The sequence below is a fragment of the Yersinia enterocolitica genome (assembly GCA_002082245.2).
Lineage (GTDB): Bacteria > Pseudomonadota > Gammaproteobacteria > Enterobacterales > Enterobacteriaceae > Yersinia > Yersinia enterocolitica_E.
Map to the genome: position 1 here is coordinate 3,324,364 of NBTC02000002.1, position 20,414 is coordinate 3,344,777.

A 20,414-nucleotide genomic window follows, 5' to 3' on the forward strand; every position below is an offset into this window, starting at 1 on the left:
ATTAACCGTCCCCACAACGCCGCACAATTTTCAAATTTTGTCATTCAACACAAACAGATTGTAGAGCTATATTTTATTTTTGTACTACAATTTGGATCGCAAAATAAGCAATCCATCACAAAATGAATGAAAAAAACGGCATAACCCCTGTGCATTTAGAAATAAAAGTCTAATATGGATTTTTAATTCCAAATAAAATGACCTATGCTTAATCGATACCAGCCCATTGCCGATGCAATCGCCACCCTTTTCTCTCCCTATGCAGAAGTCGTCATTCATGACTTAACCAGCCAAAAATTGGTTTATATCGCCAACAACTATTCACAGCGGGAATTAGGGGAAGACTCCAATCTCAGTGAGTTGCGATTTGATCAGCACTCACAGGTGATCGGGCCTTACCAAAAGCGTAATTGGGATGGCCGTCAACTGCGTTCCATCAGCACGGTATTACGTGATGACAATAGGCAGCCAATTGGATTGTTATGTATCAATCTGGATATCACCGTATTTGAAAGTGCCAAAGCAGCACTGGAGCTATTCCTGTCAGGGCAACAACTACAGCCACAACCGGATGTGCTGTTTCAGGATGATTGGCAGGAACGCATCAACACTTATATCCATCATTGGTTACAGCAGCAGCAGCTCACGCTAGCAGCTTTGAATAATGCTAGCCGCCGGATGCTCATTGAGACCCTCTATCAACAGGGCGCATTCAACGGTAAGAATGCAGCCGGTTACGTGGCAAAAATCCTCGGCATTGGTCGGGCGACTGTTTATAACCATTTGAAAAATATAAAAACCAGCTAAAGGATTTTAAGGAACCGTCATGAATACATTATTCGATGCCATTAAAGAAGCTCATCAGGTATTACGCCCACAAGTGAGAGTGACGCCGCTGGAATATAGCCCATTGCTATCGCAGCACAGTGGCTGCGAAATCTATCTTAAGTGCGAGCATCTGCAACATACCGGTTCTTTTAAATTTCGTGGAGCCAGTAACAAGTTGCGTTTGTTGACCGATGAACAGCGCCAGAACGGCGTTATTACTGCCTCGACCGGTAACCACGGGCAAGCTATGGCGCTAGCGGGGAAACTGGCAGGAGTGAAAGCCACCATATATGCGCCAGAGCAAGCGGCAGCTATCAAGCTGGAAGTTATTCGCGCACTGGGCGGCCATATTGAACTGGTAGCAGGAGATGCTTTAAATGCCGAACTGGCTGCGAGTATCGCCGCAGAGCAGCAGGGCAAAGTCTATATCTCTCCTTATAACGACCCGCAAGTGATTGCCGGGCAAGGTACCTGTGGCATGGAGATGGTGGAACAGCAACCAGACCTTGATGCTGTGTTTATTGCCGTTGGCGGTGGTGGCCTGATTTCTGGTATTGCGACAGTTTTAAAGAAATTATCGGATAAAACACAGGTGATTGGTTGCTGGCCGGCGAATGCCACCAGCATGTATACCTGCCTGCAAAATGGCCAAATTCAGGAAGTGGCAGAGCAGGAAACCCTGTCTGACGGTACCGCCGGAGGTGTTGAACCCGGAGCCATCACCTTCGCACTTTGCCAACAGTTGATCGATCAGAAAGTCCTGGTGAGTGAGCAGGAAATCAAAGATGCCATGCGCTTGATTGCCCACACAGACCGTTGGATGATTGAAGGTGCTGCTGGTGTGGCATTAGCGGCAGCGTTGAAACTGGCACCACGTTGGCAAGGTAAGAAAGTGGCAGTGGTACTGTGCGGTAAAAATATCGTACTGGAAAAATATCTGGGAGCCATCGCCGAATGCTAATTTTGAGTAAGCAACAAATTCTTGACAAGTTCGATGCAGATGCCATCACCTTGCTGCTCAAAGAGGGCTTTATTGCATATAGCCAGCAGCAAGTGCAAATGCCCCCAGTGCAACATTTGCTGTTTGGGCAAGCCAACGGTGATTGCTGTATTAAAAGTGGGTATTTGCAAGGTGACAGTCAGTTTGTGGTAAAGGTTTCCGGCGGTTTCTATGATAATCCCGCGCAAGGATTGGCCAGTAATCAAGGGCTGATGATGGCCTTTTCCGCCCTTACTGGCGAGCCACAAGCTATCTTGCTCGATGAGGGGTGGCTAACTGCGCTGCGTACTGCGCTGGCCGGGCGAATTGCCGCCGAGCTTTGCGCACCAAAACATATCAGTGCTATTGGTATCATCGGTACCGGTATGCAGGCACGGCTACATCTGATGTACCTAAAAAGTGTGGTGGCATGCCGTCAGCTATGGGTTTGGGGTCGCAGTGAAACGGCATTAGAGGAGTATCGGCAGTATGCTGAAGATGAAGGTTTCGCGGTTAATACTACACTGAATGCCGCAAAGTTAGCCCGTCAATGCCAGTTGATTATCACCACCACACCGAGCAGAGAACCTATCTTGCAAGCGGCGGATATTCAGCCAGGAACCCATATTACGGCGGTCGGTGCAGATAGTGCAGGTAAACATGAGCTATCCCCTGAACTGGTAGCTAAAGCCGATAAAATATTGCTGGACTCATGGGCGCAATGCTCAGAATTTGGTGAGATTTCGCAGGCATTCCAGCAAGGGCTATTAGCAACTCACACCTTAACTGAGGTGGGTTCAGTTTTAGCGCAAGGTATCTCTTTTAGAGATAATGACCAACAGATCACTCTGGCGGATTTAACCGGATTAGGGATTCAGGATGTGCAAATAGTGAAAGGGATTCTAGGGTGATAAAAGAGAGGGTAGGCTTTTAGATTTTCTCTGTTGACCTTGAGCGCAATCAGGAATATTGCCGACAAAGTTTACAGGCCGAATGAGCCGCATGGACGCGGCGAAAGGTGCTGTCGAGCTGGGAGCGAGTCAGCACCGGTTCGATTAGCCGGTAAGCTGCCGGAGGGTATGGCGAAGCCACAATATTTCGCGCAAGCCGCAGGTGCAGGAGGGCCGGCCAGCCCTCTTGCTTGGTTGAGGCATAACGGTCGGCAATAGCAACAAATTGAATATCAACCGAAACCTGATCCGAGCAGCAAATTAATGAGCTACTGCATCAGTTAAATATCAAAGTACAAATTTCTCTATCGCTACCGCCACACCGTCTTCACTGTTGGTGCACGTGACAAACTGCGCTATCTCTTTCAATTCAGGGATAGCATTCCCCATTGCAACACCGACACCAGCATAGTTAACCATCGCAATATCATTACCCTGATCACCCAAAGCCATCACATTTTCCTGCGCAATGCCTAAGTGATCTGCCAGCATTTTCACCCCAGTCCCTTTATCCACTCGCTTACTCAGGATTTCCAGATAAAACGGTGCACTCTTCATGATAGTGAAACGCTCAAAAGCTTCGGCTGGCATCATCGCTAAGGCACGATCCAGTTTTTCTGGCTCGTCAATCATCATCACTTTAGGAAAACGTAATGTTGGGTCCATCTCTTCGATTGCACGATATTTCAATGGAATACCGGTCAATAACACTTCATGTAGGGTGTATTTGCTGATGTCTTTGTTCGCGGTATATAAGGTATCAAAATCAAAAGCCTGGAAGCTAACATCCATTTTGCGCGATAAAGCCTCGAAATAGAGGTAATCCTCAAAACTGATAGTTTCCTGCAAAATACACTCACCCGTGGCGGCTTTTTGCACTAATGCACCGTTATTGCTGATGCAATAATCACCACTGTTTTGCATATTTAATTCACGTAAATAACGTTGGACCCCAATATAGGGCCGACCCGTGGCCAATACCACACAGACCCCTTTAGCCCGGGCAGCATCAATAGCCTGCTTTACCCGTGGAGTGATTTCGTGCTGCGGATTCAGTAACGTGCCGTCCATATCGATAGCGATCAGTTCAATAGCCATAGGTCCTCACATTTATTTAACTAATGCCTCATGCTAACGCGATTCAGCGCTCAAATGCTAGTGAATGGGGTATGAGAGCCAATGGAATAAAAGCGTACGCGCGAGAAATCAATCAGGTAACGACGCATATACAGTCCCGACTTGGACTGGCACTGCAACTGGCATCAGCACAATTTCCCGCCATATATCTTGTATTGGGGTGACAGATTTCTTTGCGTAAACCGGATGTACGAATGATGCGTTTTTTATCCTCAATTAGCATGATCACCCAGGCCCGTCGCTGCCTGCCGCAAGAAGTGGAACGATGACATCACTGAACGGTGTTGGAATATTATGCGCACGCCCGCACCGCTGCACCACGCCGTTACGAATATTCCATTCCAGCGGACGATTCGCCTGACGGTCGGCAAGGATCGAAGTACCTAAATCAGCCGGGGCGCGATGAAAGCCATCCACAATCTCCTGCGGCACGTCATCACTTAGTTTTGCGCCTTCAGCTCGCGCGATGGTGAGGCATTCCCGCAGATAAGCGAGTGCCAACTCGGTGATGTCGGGACGTGTGTACATGCCAGCACGGCGATTCGCCAGTACCATCAACCCCGCCACCGCGTTCTGGAGCAGCTTGCGCCAGGCGATAGAGGTGAAATCAGCCGCCAGCTCGACTAAGCAACGGGTGCCACTTAGCGCGGTGAGCACCAAATTCGCCGGCGGAGAATCCGGCAAGGTAAGACGTGGTTTAGCACGCAGCCATACAGAAGCATCCGGTTCACGCTGTGCGGGGAACCACACTACTGAAGGCAGAACGGTGGCGCCACATACGTAAGGCGCAAGTTGGCTCATCTGCTCAACACCATTTTGCAGTGCGCACACCACGGTATTCTCATTGCATAAAGTCGCCAGCCATGGCGCTGCCGCGTCAACCTGAGTCGATTTTACAGCAACAAAAACCAGATCGACCGGCCGGGTAATCGCTGCGGGATGGATCTGCACTGGTCCGGGTACAATAATCTGGCCGCCGTCATAGCGTAGCTCTAGCTGCGAATGCGCAGTTCGACCGCAAAGTACCGGTGTACGTCCCACCTCATGCAGTACTGCTGCGATGGTGGTGCCAATAGCGCCCGGACCAATAAGCGCAATGGTTGGATTCAAAGACATCTTTCATTCTCCTGATTATCCTATGCTGTCCTGCGGCAACCTGATTGGGATATTCCATGCCCCCCAACCGTTACCTAATGAGGATCGAACCGATAGCAATTACGGTGCACGCCACCACTTTTCTGATGGACAGCGATTTGCCAAGAAATACACAACCTATCACCACGGCAAACAGCACGCTAGCTTCACGCAAAACTGACATCGCCCCATTGGCACATCCGACATAGCGTAAACCTGGTTTGCTGCTCTTGAGTTGATTTTGAATGTCATAACCCGATGAATTCTCAATGGGGTGCAAATAGGCAAAAAAAAGCCCAGAGGCAGCTTACTGCCCTGGGCTTTTCTATCCGATCAATCGCTTATCGGATTAAATATCGATATTGGCTGCGCGTAACGCATTCTCTTCGATAAAGGCACGACGAGGCTCAACCGCATCACCCATCAGGGTGGTGAATAACTGATCCGCTGCAACGGCATCTTTCACCATCACTCGCAGCATACGGCGGCTGGTTGGGTCCATGGTGGTTTCCCACAACTGCTCTGGGTTCATTTCACCCAAGCCTTTATAGCGCTGAATTGCCAAGCCACGGCGAGACTCTTTCACTAACCAGTCCAGCGCATCTTCAAAGCTTGAAACCGGAACTCGGCGTTCGCCACGTTCAACAAATGCGCCTTCTTCAATTAAGCCACGCAGTTTTTCGCCCAGTAGGCAGATCTTGCGATACTCACCGCCGTGGACAAAATCAAAGTCCAGATCATAATCGGTATCTACACCGTGGGTACGGATACGCAATATTGGCTCGAACAATTGACGCTCACGGTTTTCGCGCACCACAGAACTGTAGCTGCTGCCGTGCTGCTCTTTTTCATTCAGTAACACCACCAGTGAATCAATCCACTGTGTCACCACTGCTTTATCGCTCAAATCCTCTTCTTTCAAGGTTGGCTGATAAATCAGGTTATTCAGCAAAGCACGCGGATAACGGCGCTCCATACGAGCAATGGTCTTCTGAACGCTATAATGCTCAGCAACCAGTTTCTCAAAATGCTCGCCCACTAGCGGTGGTGCCTCAGGATTGACGTGCAATGCAGCGCCATCCAGTGCCAGTGTCATCTGATACTGTTCCATCGCATCATCATCTTTGATGTATTGCTCTTGTTTGCCTTTTTTCACTTTATACAGTGGCGGCTGAGCGATAAACACATGGCCACGCTCAATAATTTCCGGCATCTGACGGTAGAAGAAGGTCAATAGCAACGTGCGGATGTGAGAACCATCCACGTCGGCATCGGTCATGATAATGATATTGTGGTAGCGCAGTTTGTCAGGGTTATATTCATCCCGGCCAATACCACAACCCAATGCAGTAATCAGCGTTGCGACTTCCTGCGAAGAAAGCATTTTGTCAAAGCGCGCTTTCTCAACGTTCAGGATTTTACCTTTCAACGGCAAAATGGCCTGATTCTTACGGTTACGGCCTTGTTTCGCAGAGCCGCCCGCAGAGTCCCCTTCCACTAAGTAGAGTTCGGACAACGCGGGGTCACGTTCCTGACAATCTGCCAGTTTGCCCGGCAAACCTGCCAGGTCCAGCGCGCCTTTACGGCGTGTCATTTCACGCGCTTTACGCGCGGCTTCGCGCGCGCGGGCAGCATCGATAATTTTGCCAACCACGATTTTGGCGTCGGTTGGGTTTTCCAGCAAATACTCAACCAACTTCTCGTTCATCAGCGTTTCGACCGCAGTTTTCACTTCAGAAGAAACCAATTTATCTTTAGTCTGTGAGGAGAATTTAGGGTCCGGCACTTTAACAGAAACAACAGCAATCAGGCCTTCACGGGCATCATCACCAGTGGCGCTGATTTTCGCTTTCTTGCTGTAGCCTTCTTTGTCCATATAGCTGTTCAGCGTACGGGTCATCGCCGTGCGGAAGCCCACCAAGTGAGTACCACCATCGCGCTGCGGAATGTTATTGGTGAAGCAGTAGATATTTTCTTGGAAACCATCATTCCACTGCAATGCCACTTCCACACCGATATCATCTTTCATGGTGGAGAAATAGAACACTTTCGGGTGGATCGGGTTTTTGTTTTTGCTCAGATACTCAACAAACGCCCGAATACCCCCTTCATAATGGAAGTGGTCTTCTCTGTCGTTACGTTTGTCTTTCAGTTTGATTGATACACCGGAGTTCAGGAACGACAGCTCGCGCAGGCGTTTAGCCAGAATTTCATACTGGAATTCGATGTTATTGGTGAAGGTCTGGAAACTTGGCCAGAAACGCACGGTCGTCCCGGTCAGATCGGTTTCACCCACCATTTTCAGCGGTGCCTGAGGCACGCCCATTTTGTAGGTTTGCTCGTGAACTTTGCCATCACGGCGAATGACCAGTTCCAGCTTTTCAGACAGGGCGTTAACAACGGACACGCCCACGCCGTGCAAACCGCCGGAAACTTTGTAAGAGTTATCGTCAAATTTACCGCCAGCATGCAACACGGTCATGATGACCTCTGCGGCTGATACCCCTTCCTCTTCGTGCATACCGGTTGGGATACCACGGCCATCATCCTGCACAGAAACAGAGTTATCCGAATGGATGGTGACTATAATTTCTTTACAGTGGCCAGCGAGGGCTTCGTCGATAGCGTTGTCCACAACCTCGAATACCATGTGGTGCAGACCGGTACCGTCATCAGTATCACCGATATACATGCCCGGACGCTTACGAACCGCATCCAGCCCTTTTAATACCTTGATACTTGAGGAGTCATAAGTATTCGACATCAACGTTTCTCGCTCATTTTTAATCCTGTGGTTGAACCTCTATTTTGCCATGTTCCACGCGGAACATCTTGCCCTTTTCGCCTACCATGTCGGCAACTTGCTCAGCACTCACTGCGCTGACAAAAACCTGTGCCTGGGTAGCCTTGAGACGCTCGGCCAATAATCGACGACGGCCGGTGTCCAATTCGGAAGCAAAATCGTCAAGCAGATACAGGCAACGCCGCCCGCTCTGTCGGGTGAGAAACTCACCCTGCGCTAACCGCAGTGCGCACATCAGCAACTTCAACTGACCACGCGATAGCAAATCTTCTACCGGCGTACCCTCGGCCCGAATGCGGAAATCCGCTTTATGTGGCCCGATGGCGGTATAAGTTAGCGCGCGGTCACGCTCAAACTGGCGTTCCAGCAACTCACCATAGTCACTCTCTTTATCCCAGCCGCGCTGGAAAGAGAAACTCAAGGCAAACTCTGGCAGGAACAGGGAGCATGTGGCTGAAATATCTGCCGCAATTGCATCACTGTATGCCGCCCGCCACTCACTAATGCGTTCAGCCAGTGGGATAATTTCCTGATCCCAAGGCCGGATTTGCGCATAGCGACTAACCTGGCGCAGCGCGGCGTTGCGCTGCTTAAGTAATCTTTTTAGATTGCTCCAGGCCGTAAAAAAACCGGGTTCATTATGAAAGCAACCCCAGTCTAAAAAAGCGCGCCGGAATTTTGGCCCGCCATTCAATAAGGTGAACCCCTCAGGGGTGATCAATTGCATGGGCAGCATTTGCGCCAATTCGGCCACTTTGTGGCCGTCAGTGCCATCGATCCGCACCTTGCTATCACCCTGCCGGCTTTTACTTAGCCCAATAGATGATTCACGTTCATTCACATCAACCCGGCCATGTAACACAAACTCGGCACAGTCGTGACGGATCACTCTGCCTGCTTGTAAACTACGAAAAGCCCTACCATGGCCAAGGGTATAAATCGCTTCTAACACACTGGTTTTACCGCTACCGTTGGGGCCAACTAAAAAATTAAACCCCGCTGCCAGCGCCAAGTCTGCCGATTCGATATTACGAAAATCTTTAATTAACAACCGTGTCAGAGCCATGCTGCAAATGTCTTCATTATTGAACATCAAACCATCAAGGGCGTTATCGCATTACCTCTGAAAGAGGGCGTAATTGTCGCAGACAGATTGGGTGCGGACAGCGCACAACCACCGGAGCGTACTTAATGTACGTGAGGATGGTGAGCACTGCCCAATCCCAAGCTGGCAAGTAAGATAGCCCGCTATAGTTCAAAGACGCATTGGCATGACAACATAGGCCGCAGCCTGACTAGCACCGTCTTCAATCTGCACACTGGAGACCGAATCGGTCAATAACAGGCGCACATCTTCGCATTTCAGTGCATTCAGCACATCAAGTACATAGCTGACGTTGAAACCGATCTCCATTTCCGTTCCCTCGTAGCTAACATCGAGGATTTCTTCCGCCTCTTCCTGTTCAGGGTTATTGGCGGTGATTTTGAGCTGATTGTGACTGACATAGAGCCGAACGCCGCGGAACTTCTCATTTGACAAAATTGCTGCACGGGCAAAAGCCTGTTTCAGCAAGTCACAACCCGCTTCTAGCGTTTTGTCAGGGTTCTTCGGCAATACCCGGCGATAATCAGGGAAACGGCCATCAACCAGCTTAGAGGTGAAAATAAAATCCCCCACATGCGCGCGGATGTTGTTGCTGCCGATTTGCAGGCGCAGTGGTGTATCACCCCCATCCAATAACCTGACCAGCTCCATCACACCTTTACGCGGCACGATCACCGAATGTGAAGGTAATGTCTGCCCGATTGGCATGGAACATACCGCCAAACGGTGGCCATCGGTCGCCACAGTGCGCAGCTCTTCACCTTCAGTCTCAAACAGCATACCGTTCAAGTAATAGCGCACATCCTGATGAGCCATCGAGAACTGAGTGGACTCAATCAGACGTTTCAGTGTGGCTTGCGGTAAGGTGAACTCCACCTCACTCTGCCAATCATCCAGATTAGGGAAGTCCGCCGCGGGCAGGGTAGACAGCGAGAAGCGGCTACGGCCAGAGCGCACCAGTAGACGATCACCATCCAGCGCCACCGTGATTTCTGCCCCTTCTGGCAAACCGCGCCAGATATCAAAAAACTTCCGGGCCGGTACGGTGGTTGCTCCCTGGGTATGGGGATTAGACAGCGCCACGCGCGCGACCATCTCCATTTCCAGATCGGTCCCCGTCAGCAACAAAGAGCCTTCGGTCACTTGCAACAACAAGTTACCTAAAATTGGCAACGTAGGACGTCCACCCAGCGGGCTACTGACCTGTTGCAGCGGTTTTAGCAGATGCTCACGTTCAATGATAAATTTCATAGCGCTAGGAGGATAATGTTCTGATTAAGTTAGAGAAATCTTCTTTGATGTCGTGGCTTTCTTCACGCAATTGCTCAATCTTGCGGCAAGCATGCAACACCGTGGTATGGTCGCGGCCACCAAACGCATCGCCGATTTCAGGCAGGCTGTGGTTGGTTAACTCTTTTGCCAGCGCCATCGCCATTTGGCGCGGGCGGGCCACCGAACGAGAACGCCGTTTGGAGAGCAGGTCAGCGACCTTAATTTTATAATATTCTGCGACAGTCTTTTGAATATTATCGATGGTAACCAGCTTTTCCTGCAATGCCAGCAAGTCACGCAGAGCTTCGCGCACGAAATCAATGGTGATTGCCCGACCGGTAAAGTTGGCATTAGCTATCACACGGTTCAATGCCCCTTCCAGCTCACGCACATTGGAACGCAGACGCTTGGCAATAAAGAACGCAACCTCACCGGGCAAGCGAATATCATTTTCATCCGCTTTCTTCATCAGGATCGCGACTCGGGTTTCTAGTTCCGGCGGCTCAATGGCAACCGTTAAACCCCAGCCAAAACGCGATTTCAAACGATCTTCGACGCCATTGATCTCTTTTGGATAGCGATCTGAGGTCAAAATGATCTGCTGATTACCTTCCAACAAGGCATTAAAGGTGTGGAAAAACTCTTCCTGGGAACGCTCTTTATTGGCAAAGAACTGAATATCATCGATTAATAATGCATCAACGGAACGATAATAGCGTTTAAATTCTTCTATCGCGTTGTTCTGCAAGGCCTTAACCATGTCCTGCACAAAACGCTCCGAATGCATGTAAACCACTTTGGCATTGGCTTTACGCGCCATGATGCCATTCCCTACTGCATGTAACAGGTGAGTCTTACCCAAACCTGTACCGCCATAGAGGAATAACGGGTTATATGCGCCACCCGGATTATCAGCAACCTGACGTGCCGCAGCACGAGCCAGTTGGTTGGATTTACCTTCAACGAAGTTATCAAATGTGTGCTTCGGGTTCACATTCGAACGGTAAGAATGTTCAGGTTGAGCGGGCGAACTGTCCCAACTCGGGCGTACAGGGGCGCTGCGGGTAACCGGAGCGACAGGTGCACTAACACTGGCGGTTACTGGATGGCTGTGTGTTCTTACCGCCGGTTTACTCCCTACTTCAAAACGCAGTAAAGGAACCTCGGAACCACAAAAGTCATTAAGTAAGCCATTGATATTGTTTAAGTACTTATCACGGACCCAGTCCAGTACAAAACGATTAGGGGCGTAAAGCGCCAGAGTATTGTCACTCAGTTCCGCCTGTAGGGGGCGTATCCACATACTAAATTCTGTGGCAGGTAACTCATCCTGCAATCGGGCAAGACACTGCTGCCAAAGCGAAAGTGACACGGCGGACTCCACTCGAACAAGATCAATAAAAGAAAGAAATCAGGATTTTTTGTAACTCATCGTTTTTGACACACGCCAATATGGCCTGTAGCAAGCCAAAGTGACATGCGAACCGTTTTTCGGTTGTTTTTACGACTAACATCCCCCTACGATCCCGGAGTAGTGATCCAGAGTAGCGGATGCGATCGGAATGGCGGATCATAGCGCAAAAGGAGCAATAGATCCTCCCCTTCCTCACAGATTAGATCCTTTTTATCCACAGGACATAACTTCTGTTAGGAGTGTAACCCAGTGCACAGCTTTTCGTGTCCCTCATCAGCAATGATCGCAAAATATTTCAGAATATACTGGTATCACCTTCCCCTTTTCTAACAACTGATCCTCATTAATCCACAAAGGATCTCACGGCGATCCTTGCGATTTGTCTGGGAGTCCGTATAATCCTCAGCCCTACGTGTGATGCCTGTGTTCTTGATGGCTTTGGCCAAAAAGAAACCAGCGGTGAACACGGGCAGGCTCTTGGTAAACTCCCGATACAGAAAACTTCTGTGCGGGCGGGCGCAATGTCAATTGACTCAGGACTGTACAATTATTACAATCCCGCTTCTTTATATGTTGCGATTGAGGCGTCGGTGTCTTCACTCCGAGCAGCCAAACGCGTTTACTGAATCAGTAATTATTTTAAGTTTAGGTAGAAATCGCTATGAAACGCACTTTCCAACCGTCCGTATTGAAGCGCAACCGTAGCCACGGTTTCCGTGCTCGTATGGCCACCAAAAATGGTCGTCAAGTTCTGGCTCGCCGTCGTGCGAAAAGCCGTACTCGTCTGACTGTTTCTAAGTAATAAAAGCTAACCATCTCAGTGGTTAAGCTAGCATTTCCTAGGGAGTTACGTTTGTTAACTCCCAGTCATTTCACTTTTGTCTTCCAGCAGCCACAACGGGCTGGCACGCCGCAAATCACCATCCTCGGCCGCCTGAACGAGCTGGGGCATCCCCGCATCGGTCTTACCGTCGCCAAAAAACATGTCAAACGTGCTCACGAACGTAACCGGATAAAGCGCCTCACACGCGAAAGCTTCCGTTTGCATCAGCATACGTTACCGTCTATGGATTTTGTCGTTTTGGTGAAAAAGGGTGTGGCTGACCTCGATAACCGTGCGTTGACGGAAGCTTTGGAAAAATTATGGCGTCGCCACTGTCGCCAGGCTCCCGCATCCTGATCGGGCTAATCAGGGGCTATCAGCTCGTGATTAGTCCGCTGCTGGGGCCGCGTTGTCGTTTCCATCCGACATGCTCTCATTACGGAATTGAGGCATTGCGCCGGTTTGGGATGATAAAAGGCAGTTGGTTAACACTGAAACGCGTATTAAAATGCCACCCTTTGAACCCAGGTGGCGATGATCCCGTGCCGCCGAAACCCGACGATAACAGAGAACACTAACGATGGATTCGCAACGCAATCTTCTACTCATCGCTCTGCTGTTCGTGTCTTTCATGATCTGGCAAGCCTGGCAAGTGGACAACAGTCCACAACCAGCCGCTCAGACCACGCAACAGACTGCGAATACTGCTACCGGTGATAAAGCAAGCCAGGCTGTGCCCGGCAGTGGTCAGGGTCAACTGATTACTGTAAAAACTGATGTGCTGTCTCTGACCATTAATACCCGTGGTGGTGACATCGAGCAGGCTAACCTGCTGGCTTACCCGGATGCTCTGGGTTCAGATAAAACTTTCGAATTACTGGAAACCACTCCAGCTTTCGTCTATCAGGCGCAAAGCGGTCTGACAGGCAAAAGCGGCCCGGATAATCCAGCTAACGGTGAGCGCCCACTGTTTGAAGCGCCTCAAACCAGCTTTGTATTGGCTGACGGTCAGGATGAACTGCGTATTCCATTGACCTTTACCGGCAAAGATGGCTCCGTTTTCACCAAGACTTTTGTGCTAAAACGTAACGATTACGCCATTGGCGTGGATTATCACGTTAAAAACGCCTCTGCTGCCCCGCTGGAGCTGACGCTGTTTGGTCAGTTGAAGCAAAGCATCAATTTGCCTAAACACCGTGATACCGGCAGCAATAACTTTGCGCTGCACACCTATCGTGGCGCGGCTTACTCTTCTGATGACACTAAATATAAAAAATACAGCTTTAGTGATATCGAAGACAAAAATATGGACATCACCACCAAAGGTGGCTGGGTAGCCATGTTGCAACAGTATTTTGCAACCGCCTGGATCCCGGCAGCTAATGAAACCAACACTTTCTACTCTTCTGATTTGGGTAATGGTCTGGCGGCTATCGGCTTTAAAGGTGCGCCAGTTATTATTCAACCGGGTGAGCAGAAACAGCTGGGTGCTACCTTATGGGTTGGCCCAGAAATTCAGGACAAAATGGCGGCCATTGCGCCACATCTGGACCTGACTGTTGATTATGGTTGGTTATGGTTTATTTCTCAGCCACTGTTCAAACTGTTGAAATTCATTCACAGCTTTGTCGGTAACTGGGGCTTCTCCATCATCGTGATTACCTTTATCGTGCGCGGTATCATGTACCCGCTGACAAAAGCGCAATACACCTCGATGGCGAAAATGCGTTTGCTACAGCCTAAACTGGCTGCCATGCGTGAGCGTATCGGTGACGATAAGCAGCGTATGAGTCAGGAGATGATGGCGCTGTACAAAGCTGAGAAGGTTAACCCGCTGGGTGGCTGCTTACCGCTGGTCATTCAGATGCCAATCTTCCTGGCGTTGTACTACATGTTGATGAGTTCCGTTGAGTTGCGTCATGCGCCGTTCATCCTGTGGATTCATGACCTGTCAGCACAAGACCCGTACTACATTCTGCCGATTCTGATGGGTATCACCATGTACTTCATTCAGAAGATGTCACCAACTACCGTGACGGACCCAATGCAGCAGAAGATAATGACCTTTATGCCAGTTATCTTCACTGTGTTCTTCCTGTGGTTCCCGGCTGGTCTGGTACTGTACTATATCGTCAGTAACCTGGTGACCATCCTGCAACAGCAGTTGATTTATCGTGGTCTGGAAAAACGTGGTTTACATAGCCGCGATAAGAAGAAACAGTCTTAACATGATAGATACCCCAGTCACTGGCATACGTCAGTAACTGGGGGAGAGCAGCTAACAAACGCTGCGACTGCAATTAAGAAGGGTATATGAGGCGGTCATAGCTATATGACCGCCTTATTCTTTTAAAGAGAGAAATAACCATGAGCACCACTGATACTATCGTGGCACAAGCAACCCCGCCAGGCCGTGGTGGTGTTGGTATTTTACGTGTTTCAGGTCGTGCTGCCGCAGACGTGGCGCAGGCGGTTTTGGGCAAATTGCCCAAGCCTCGCTATGCCGATTATCTGCCGTTTAAAGATACTGATGGCAGTACATTAGACCAAGGTATCGCTCTCTACTTCCCCGGCCCCAATTCCTTTACTGGCGAGGACGTGCTGGAACTGCAAGGTCACGGTGGTCCGGTTATACTGGATTTACTGTTAAAACGCATTCTGGCGCTGCCAGGGCTGCGCATTGCCCGTCCGGGTGAGTTTTCTGAACGCGCGTTTTTAAACGACAAGCTGGATTTGGCTCAAGCAGAAGCGATTGCCGACCTGATTGATGCCAGCTCGGAGCAAGCCGCCCGCTCAGCAGTAAATTCATTGCAGGGTGCATTTTCAGTTAAAATCCATCAATTGGTGGAAGCACTTACTCACTTGCGAATCTACGTCGAAGCTGCCATTGACTTCCCAGATGAGGAAATTGACTTCCTTTCTGATGGCAAGATTGAAGGCCAGTTGAACGGTGTGATGGCCGATCTTGAGCAGGTGCGCACTGAAGCACGGCAAGGCAGCTTGTTGCGTGAAGGGATGAAAGTGGTCATTGCCGGCCGCCCAAATGCCGGTAAATCAAGCCTGCTCAATGCGTTAGCGGGCCGTGAAGCTGCAATCGTAACCGATATCGCAGGCACAACTCGTGATGTTTTACGGGAACATATTCATATCGATGGGATGCCATTGCATATCATCGATACTGCTGGCTTACGTGAAGCCAGTGACGAAGTTGAGCGCATTGGCATCGAACGGGCGTGGAATGAGATAGAACAAGCAGATCGCGTACTGTTTATGGTTGATGGTACGACGACTGATGCCACCGAACCGGCCGCTATCTGGCCTGAGTTTATGGCCCGCCTACCATCGACTCTGCCCATCACCGTGGTGCGCAATAAAGCGGATGTCACAGGTGAATCGCTGGGGTTAACCGAAGTGAATGGTCACTCACTTATTCGCTTATCGGCCCGTACCGGCGAAGGTATTGACCTGCTGCGTAGCCATCTTAAGCAGAGTATGGGCTTTACCAGTAACACCGAAGGTGGCTTCCTGGCTCGCCGACGCCATTTGCAAGCGTTGGAAGCCGCTGCCCAGCATTTGGTGCAAGGCCACGAACAGTTAGTAAGCGCTTACGCCGGTGAGTTATTGGCGGAAGAGCTACGTTTAGCACAACAGTCATTGAGTGAAATTACCGGCGAATTCAGCTCAGATGACTTACTGGGGCGCATTTTCTCCAGTTTTTGTATCGGAAAATGAGTGTGATGTTATAGAGCTGGAGCAGATTATCGCTAATTTTGATAATCTGACTCTATGAGTCCGAACTGTTAGAGTCTCGACCGACGGTAGCTCGAACACTTAACTTTATTCATAAACTGAGGTATCCATGATTATAAAACCACGTGTACGCGGCTTTATCTGTGTGACTGCTCACCCGGCGGGCTGTGAAGCTAACGTCAAAAAGCAAATCGACTATGTCACAGCAGAAGGCCCAATTGCTAACGGCCCAAAACGAGTATTAGTGATTGGTGCGTCAACTGGATACGGGCTGGCAGCTCGAATCACAGCAGCATTTGGTTGTGGTGCCGATACGCTGGGTATTTTCTTTGAACGCCCAGGAGAAGAAGGTAAACCGGCGACCTCCGGCTGGTACAACAGCGCAGCTTTCCACAAGTTTGCTGAGCAGAAAGGCCTGTATGCGAAAAGCATCAATGGCGATGCTTTCTCCGATGAGATCAAACGACTGACCATCGAGGCTATTAAGCAAGATCTGGGTCAGGTTGATCAGGTTATCTATAGCCTGGCCTCGCCGCGCCGCACTCATCCAAAAACCGGCGAAGTGTTTAACTCCACACTGAAGCCAATCGGCCATGAAGTTAAATTCCGTGGCCTGGATACCGATAAAGAAGTTATCAAAGAAGTTGTGCTGCAACCCGCAACTCAAACCGAGATAGACAACACGGTAGCAGTGATGGGTGGCGAAGACTGGCAGATGTGGATTGATGCACTACTGGAAGCTGGCGTGCTGGCTGAAGGGGCACAAACTACCGCCTTTACTTATCTGGGTGAAAAAATCACTCATGATATCTATTGGAACGGTTCTATTGGCGCAGCCAAAAAGGATCTGGACCAAAAAGTTCTGACTATCCGCGATAGCTTAGCTGCCCATGGCGGCGGTGATGCCCGGGTATCCGTGTTGAAAGCGGTAGTGACTCAGGCAAGTTCCGCTATCCCAATGATGCCACTGTATTTGTCATTACTATTCAAGGTGATGAAAGAAAAAGGCACTCATGAAGGCTGCATCGAGCAAGTTTATTCGCTGTATAAAGACAGCTTGTGTGGTGAGGCACCGCATCTAGACGCCGATGGCCGTTTGCGTGCTGACTACAAAGAACTGGCACCAGAAATTCAAAACCAGGTACAAGCGTTGTGGGATCAAGTCACCAATGACAATATCTACCAATTGACCGACTTTACCGGTTATAAGACTGAGTTCTTAAACCTGTTTGGGTTTGCCGTCGACGGTGTGGATTATGACGCTGACGTAAATCCTGATGTAAAAATCCCTAATCTGATTCAGGGCTAAACCCCGGTTATAGCGATAGAACCCGCTGCGCAATTTGTACGCAGCGGGTTGATAATCCGCCTTTCGTCCCAATCGCCTAATAAAAAACACTAAATCCATTATCTCTATTATAGATAAGCTAAGATCATTTTCTTCGTTTACGCTTCATCCCCGCAATGTTTGAATGATTTCATTCTTAGTTATCCCGCTTTTAGCTAAAAGAATAACCGGCAACATAATAAATAAAGCCTCTGGTAGAGACTAAATTAACACTATTCCACAGGGAAATTATGATGAGAATACCTTCACTGACGATACCTTTATTTAGTTTAATTATTGTTACTTCACTAAATGCCCATAGTGAAGAAAATAAAGTTATCAAATTGGGATTTAATCCTGGCCCTTATAAAGAACAATTTGAAAAAGGTGTAGCCCCTTATCTGATCAACAAAGGCTATCGCATCGAATATAAAGATTTTAATGATGGCATCCAGGTTAATAATGCCGTTAGCACTGGCGAGATTGATGGCAATATCATGCAACACCCTATTTATCTGCAAGCGATAAATGAGCGTCTGCGGATTGATAATACCGGTATTGTTCAGGTCCCAACGCCACCGATGGGACTGTATTCTGATAAATATCAGCAAAGCCAAAAAGACCAAAAACCCAAAGAAGGTACTTTGATTTCAGTCCCTAACCAGCCCTCAAATGAGTACCGCGCAGCACTGTTGTTGCAATCTATCGGCTGGATAAAGCTAAAGGAAAAAATTGATCCAGCGACCTTCTCGCAAAAAGACATAGCAGAAAATCCGTACCATCTGGTGATCAAAGAAATGGATAATGCCCAGCAAGTCAGAGCATTACCCGATGTCGACTTTGGTGCTATTCAGGGTAATTTTGCTGTATCTAACGGTATAAAACTCAGCTCAGCACTGCAACTTGAAAAACCAACCACACAGTTTGTGAATGTGGTAACTGTCGCCGGTAAAAATAAAGATGCAGAATTTGCCAAGGATATTATTGCGGGATACCACTCGGCGGAGTTCAAAAAATACATTCTAGGAAATGAGAAATACACCGGTTATATGCTGCCTGATTATCTTAAGTAATGGAATAATCTGATGATTGAACTTCAGCATATTTCTAAAACCTTTGAACGTAAAGGTGTAAAGCTACAAGCGCTTAATAATGTTAGTTTAACCATCGAAGATGGCGATATATTTGGCATTATCGGTTATAGCGGTGCAGGGAAAAGCACCTTATTACGAATGGTAAACTCATTGGAAAGTCCAACATCCGGTGATGTGATTATTGATGGTAATAATCTACATGATTTTAGTCATGAGCAACTCAGGCTACTTAAAAAAAACATCGGAATGATATTCCAGAATTTTAACTTACTGGAGTCAAAAACTGTTTTTAAGAATGTAGCTATGCCGCTCATCTTATTAGGTAAAAATAAAAAATTCATTCAGGAGCGCGTCGCTGAATTGCTGGATTTTGTTGGGTTAGGTGATAAGAGCCATAGTTTTCCTAATGAATTATCGGGGGGGCAGAAGCAGCGGGTAGGTATTGCTCGTGCTCTGGCAACCAATCCATCAATTCTGCTGTGTGATGAGGCCACATCGTCACTGGATCCACAAACTACCGCCCAGATTTTATTATTACTGAAGAAAATTAATCAGCAATACAATATTACAGTGTTGCTGATTACCCATGAAATGTCCGTCATTCAAAAAATCTGTAATAAGGTCGCGGTTATGGAAAACGGCCAAATAATTGAGCAGGGTTCGGTATTAACGGTTTTTGGCCACCCCACTCACCCCACAACCCTTAATTTCGTCCGCACCGTGATCAAGGACAGCCTGCCCGATAGTGTGAGAAAACTGTTAGATAGCAGTCATGCTGGCCGCCAATTTCGTTTAGCATTTATGGGGGCGATTGCGACGCAACCGGTGATAAATCAACTTATCAGGCAATATGATGTGGGCGTGAATATTCTATTTGCCAACATGTCGGAGATACAAGACACCACATTGTGTCATATGGTGCTGCTGTTAAGCGGTGACAACAACCTCATTGATAGTGCCGTCACGCACCTGGCTGGAACAGGAATTGATATACAGGAAATACATTAATGATCGAAACCGCAATTACGTTGGACCAATTTGTCCAGGCGCTACACGACACACTGGTTATGGTCAGTATTTCATTGGTGATCGGTTCTCTTATTGGTATCCCACTGGGAATCTTATTGGTGGTAACCCGGCCCGGAGGGCTAATTAACAATCGCACTTTTTATAATATTCTTAACCCATTGATTAATATCATCCGATCACTGCCCTTTATTATTTTGATGGTAGCGATTATCCCACTTACCCGCTTGATCGTGAATACCACTATCGGAACACCAGGAGCCATCGTGCCATTGATTATTTTTATCGCACCTTATATTGGCCGATTAGTAGAAAATTCATTATTGGATGTTAACCCCGGAATTCTCGAGGCAGCAAAATCGATGGGTGCCACGCCCCTTCAGGCGATTTGGTATTTTCTATTACCCGAAGCACTGTCATCTTTGATATTGGCACTGACCACAGCCACCATTGGCTTGATTGGTGCTACCGCCATGGCAGGTACTGTCGGCGGCGGTGGGATTGGTGATCTGGCTATAACCTATGGCTATCAGCGCTTTGATACGTTCGTAACTGTCACTACCGCGATTGTATTGATTATTACGGTACAGCTCATCCAATCGCTGGGTAATTTATTTGCCAGTAAAATTCGCCGTGAGTGATAAAAAAACCCCTTTTCGGCGAGCAAAAGGGGTCAGATTTTTGGCATAACTGCAATATATACCCTAAATAATTCGAGTTGCAGGAAGGCGGCAAGTGAATAACAACTTGGTTGTAAACCATGTTGAACAGC

Annotated in this window: 18 protein-coding genes and 2 pseudogenes; 13 read left to right on the forward strand and 7 right to left on the reverse strand. The window is 48.5% G+C overall.

What is annotated here, in order from left to right; translation table 11 throughout:
* Positions 1–204: 204 nt before the first annotated feature.
* From A6J66_016670 to A6J66_016680, 3 genes are read left to right on the forward strand one after another with little or no spacing between them, the layout of a single operon-like run.
* Positions 205–807, forward strand: coding sequence for a hypothetical protein (locus A6J66_016670; protein ID PNM25666.1), 603 nt, complete (start codon positions 205–207; stop codon positions 805–807).
* Positions 808–826: 19 nt separating this feature from the next.
* Positions 827–1,789, forward strand: a complete 963-nt coding sequence (locus A6J66_016675; GenBank protein PNM25667.1) for a threonine/serine dehydratase — start codon at positions 827–829, stop codon at positions 1,787–1,789.
* Positions 1,783–2,718, forward strand: coding sequence for an ornithine cyclodeaminase family protein (locus A6J66_016680; GenBank protein ID PNM25668.1), 936 nt, complete (start codon positions 1,783–1,785; stop codon positions 2,716–2,718). The genes A6J66_016675 and A6J66_016680 overlap by 7 nt, the downstream gene beginning before the upstream one ends.
* 143 nt (positions 2,719–2,861) lie before the next feature.
* On the opposite strand, the pseudogene A6J66_016685 reads toward A6J66_016680, so the two are convergent.
* The 7 genes and pseudogenes from A6J66_016685 to A6J66_016715 all read right to left on the reverse strand — a co-directional run bounded on the left by A6J66_016685 (position 2,862) and on the right by A6J66_016715 (position 11,580).
* A pseudogene (locus A6J66_016685) lies at positions 2,862–3,056 on the reverse strand (hypothetical protein).
* A complete protein-coding gene (locus A6J66_016690; protein ID PNM25669.1) occupies positions 3,046–3,855 on the reverse strand; it encodes a Cof-type HAD-IIB family hydrolase in 810 nt (269 codons plus the stop codon). The pseudogene A6J66_016685 and the gene A6J66_016690 overlap by 11 nt, the downstream one beginning before the upstream one ends.
* A 264-nt stretch (positions 3,856–4,119) precedes the next feature.
* Positions 4,120–5,010: a 2-dehydropantoate 2-reductase gene (locus tag A6J66_016695; protein ID PNM25670.1), complete on the reverse strand. Its 891-nt coding sequence runs from the start codon at positions 5,008–5,010 to the stop codon at positions 4,120–4,122.
* Between the two features lie 367 nt (positions 5,011–5,377).
* Complete coding sequence (gene gyrB / locus A6J66_016700) at positions 5,378–7,792, reverse strand: DNA topoisomerase (ATP-hydrolyzing) subunit B (GenBank protein ID PNM25671.1); 2,415 nt, start codon at positions 7,790–7,792, stop codon at positions 5,378–5,380.
* 19 nt (positions 7,793–7,811) lie between these two features.
* Complete coding sequence (locus A6J66_016705; protein PNM27053.1) at positions 7,812–8,897, reverse strand: DNA replication/repair protein RecF; 1,086 nt, start codon at positions 8,895–8,897, stop codon at positions 7,812–7,814.
* Positions 8,898–9,086: 189 nt separating this feature from the next.
* Positions 9,087–10,187 (reverse strand): DNA polymerase III subunit beta, encoded by a 1,101-nt coding sequence (locus A6J66_016710; GenBank protein PNM25672.1) that lies wholly within the window; start codon positions 10,185–10,187, stop codon positions 9,087–9,089.
* Positions 10,188–10,191: 4 nt separating this feature from the next.
* Complete coding sequence (locus A6J66_016715) at positions 10,192–11,580, reverse strand: chromosomal replication initiator protein DnaA (protein PNM25673.1); 1,389 nt, start codon at positions 11,578–11,580, stop codon at positions 10,192–10,194.
* A 347-nt stretch (positions 11,581–11,927) separates the two neighbouring features.
* Here A6J66_016715 and A6J66_016720 point away from each other — a divergent pair.
* From A6J66_016720 to A6J66_016765, 10 genes and pseudogenes are all read left to right on the forward strand, one after another.
* A pseudogene (locus A6J66_016720) lies at positions 11,928–12,248 on the forward strand (hypothetical protein).
* A gap of 35 nt (positions 12,249–12,283) precedes the next feature.
* On the forward strand, positions 12,284–12,424 hold the full coding sequence (gene rpmH / locus A6J66_016725) for a 50S ribosomal protein L34 (protein PNM25674.1): 141 nt from the start codon (positions 12,284–12,286) through the stop codon (positions 12,422–12,424).
* Between the two features lie 18 nt (positions 12,425–12,442).
* On the forward strand, positions 12,443–12,802 hold the full coding sequence (locus tag A6J66_016730; GenBank protein ID PNM25675.1) for a ribonuclease P protein component: 360 nt from the start codon (positions 12,443–12,445) through the stop codon (positions 12,800–12,802).
* Positions 12,766–13,023: a membrane protein insertion efficiency factor YidD gene (locus A6J66_016735; protein PNM25676.1), complete on the forward strand. Its 258-nt coding sequence runs from the start codon at positions 12,766–12,768 to the stop codon at positions 13,021–13,023. Before A6J66_016730 ends, A6J66_016735 begins: the two co-directional genes overlap by 37 nt.
* Positions 13,024–13,025: 2 nt before the next feature.
* On the forward strand, positions 13,026–14,672 hold the full coding sequence (locus tag A6J66_016740; GenBank protein PNM25677.1) for a membrane protein insertase YidC: 1,647 nt from the start codon (positions 13,026–13,028) through the stop codon (positions 14,670–14,672).
* Positions 14,673–14,812: 140 nt separating this feature from the next.
* Positions 14,813–16,177: a tRNA uridine-5-carboxymethylaminomethyl(34) synthesis GTPase MnmE gene (locus tag A6J66_016745; GenBank protein PNM25678.1), complete on the forward strand. Its 1,365-nt coding sequence runs from the start codon at positions 14,813–14,815 to the stop codon at positions 16,175–16,177.
* 127 nt (positions 16,178–16,304) lie between these two features.
* Positions 16,305–17,504: an enoyl-[acyl-carrier-protein] reductase FabV gene (locus A6J66_016750; GenBank protein ID PNM25679.1), complete on the forward strand. Its 1,200-nt coding sequence runs from the start codon at positions 16,305–16,307 to the stop codon at positions 17,502–17,504.
* 266 nt (positions 17,505–17,770) lie between these two features.
* Entirely contained in the window at positions 17,771–18,595 is an 825-nt protein-coding gene (locus tag A6J66_016755) for a methionine-binding protein (GenBank protein ID PNM25680.1), read from the forward strand.
* 12 nt (positions 18,596–18,607) lie between these two features.
* Positions 18,608–19,624: a methionine ABC transporter ATP-binding protein gene (locus A6J66_016760; protein ID PNM25681.1), complete on the forward strand. Its 1,017-nt coding sequence runs from the start codon at positions 18,608–18,610 to the stop codon at positions 19,622–19,624.
* On the forward strand, positions 19,624–20,283 hold the full coding sequence (locus A6J66_016765; protein PNM25682.1) for an ABC transporter permease: 660 nt from the start codon (positions 19,624–19,626) through the stop codon (positions 20,281–20,283). Before A6J66_016760 ends, A6J66_016765 begins: the two co-directional genes overlap by 1 nt.
* Positions 20,284–20,414 lie beyond the last annotated feature (131 nt).

Coding starts and splice junctions, on each gene's coding strand:
- A6J66_016670 (PNM25666.1), top strand. CDS start 205: ATGCTTAATCGATACCAGCCCATTGCCGATGCAATCGCCACCCTTTTC.
- A6J66_016675 (PNM25667.1), top strand. CDS start 827: ATGAATACATTATTCGATGCCATTAAAGAAGCTCATCAGGTATTACGC.
- A6J66_016680 (PNM25668.1), top strand. CDS start 1,783: ATGCTAATTTTGAGTAAGCAACAAATTCTTGACAAGTTCGATGCAGAT.
- A6J66_016690 (PNM25669.1), bottom strand. CDS start 3,855: ATGGCTATTGAACTGATCGCTATCGATATGGACGGCACGTTACTGAAT.
- A6J66_016695 (PNM25670.1), bottom strand. CDS start 5,010: ATGTCTTTGAATCCAACCATTGCGCTTATTGGTCCGGGCGCTATTGGC.
- gyrB (PNM25671.1), bottom strand. CDS start 7,792: ATGTCGAATACTTATGACTCCTCAAGTATCAAGGTATTAAAAGGGCTG.
- A6J66_016705 (PNM27053.1), bottom strand. CDS start 8,897: ATGGCTCTGACACGGTTGTTAATTAAAGATTTTCGTAATATCGAATCG.
- A6J66_016710 (PNM25672.1), bottom strand. CDS start 10,187: ATGAAATTTATCATTGAACGTGAGCATCTGCTAAAACCGCTGCAACAG.
- rpmH (PNM25674.1), top strand. CDS start 12,284: ATGAAACGCACTTTCCAACCGTCCGTATTGAAGCGCAACCGTAGCCAC.
- A6J66_016735 (PNM25676.1), top strand. CDS start 12,766: ATGGCGTCGCCACTGTCGCCAGGCTCCCGCATCCTGATCGGGCTAATC.
- A6J66_016740 (PNM25677.1), top strand. CDS start 13,026: ATGGATTCGCAACGCAATCTTCTACTCATCGCTCTGCTGTTCGTGTCT.
- A6J66_016745 (PNM25678.1), top strand. CDS start 14,813: ATGAGCACCACTGATACTATCGTGGCACAAGCAACCCCGCCAGGCCGT.
- A6J66_016750 (PNM25679.1), top strand. CDS start 16,305: ATGATTATAAAACCACGTGTACGCGGCTTTATCTGTGTGACTGCTCAC.
- A6J66_016760 (PNM25681.1), top strand. CDS start 18,608: ATGATTGAACTTCAGCATATTTCTAAAACCTTTGAACGTAAAGGTGTA.
- A6J66_016765 (PNM25682.1), top strand. CDS start 19,624: ATGATCGAAACCGCAATTACGTTGGACCAATTTGTCCAGGCGCTACAC.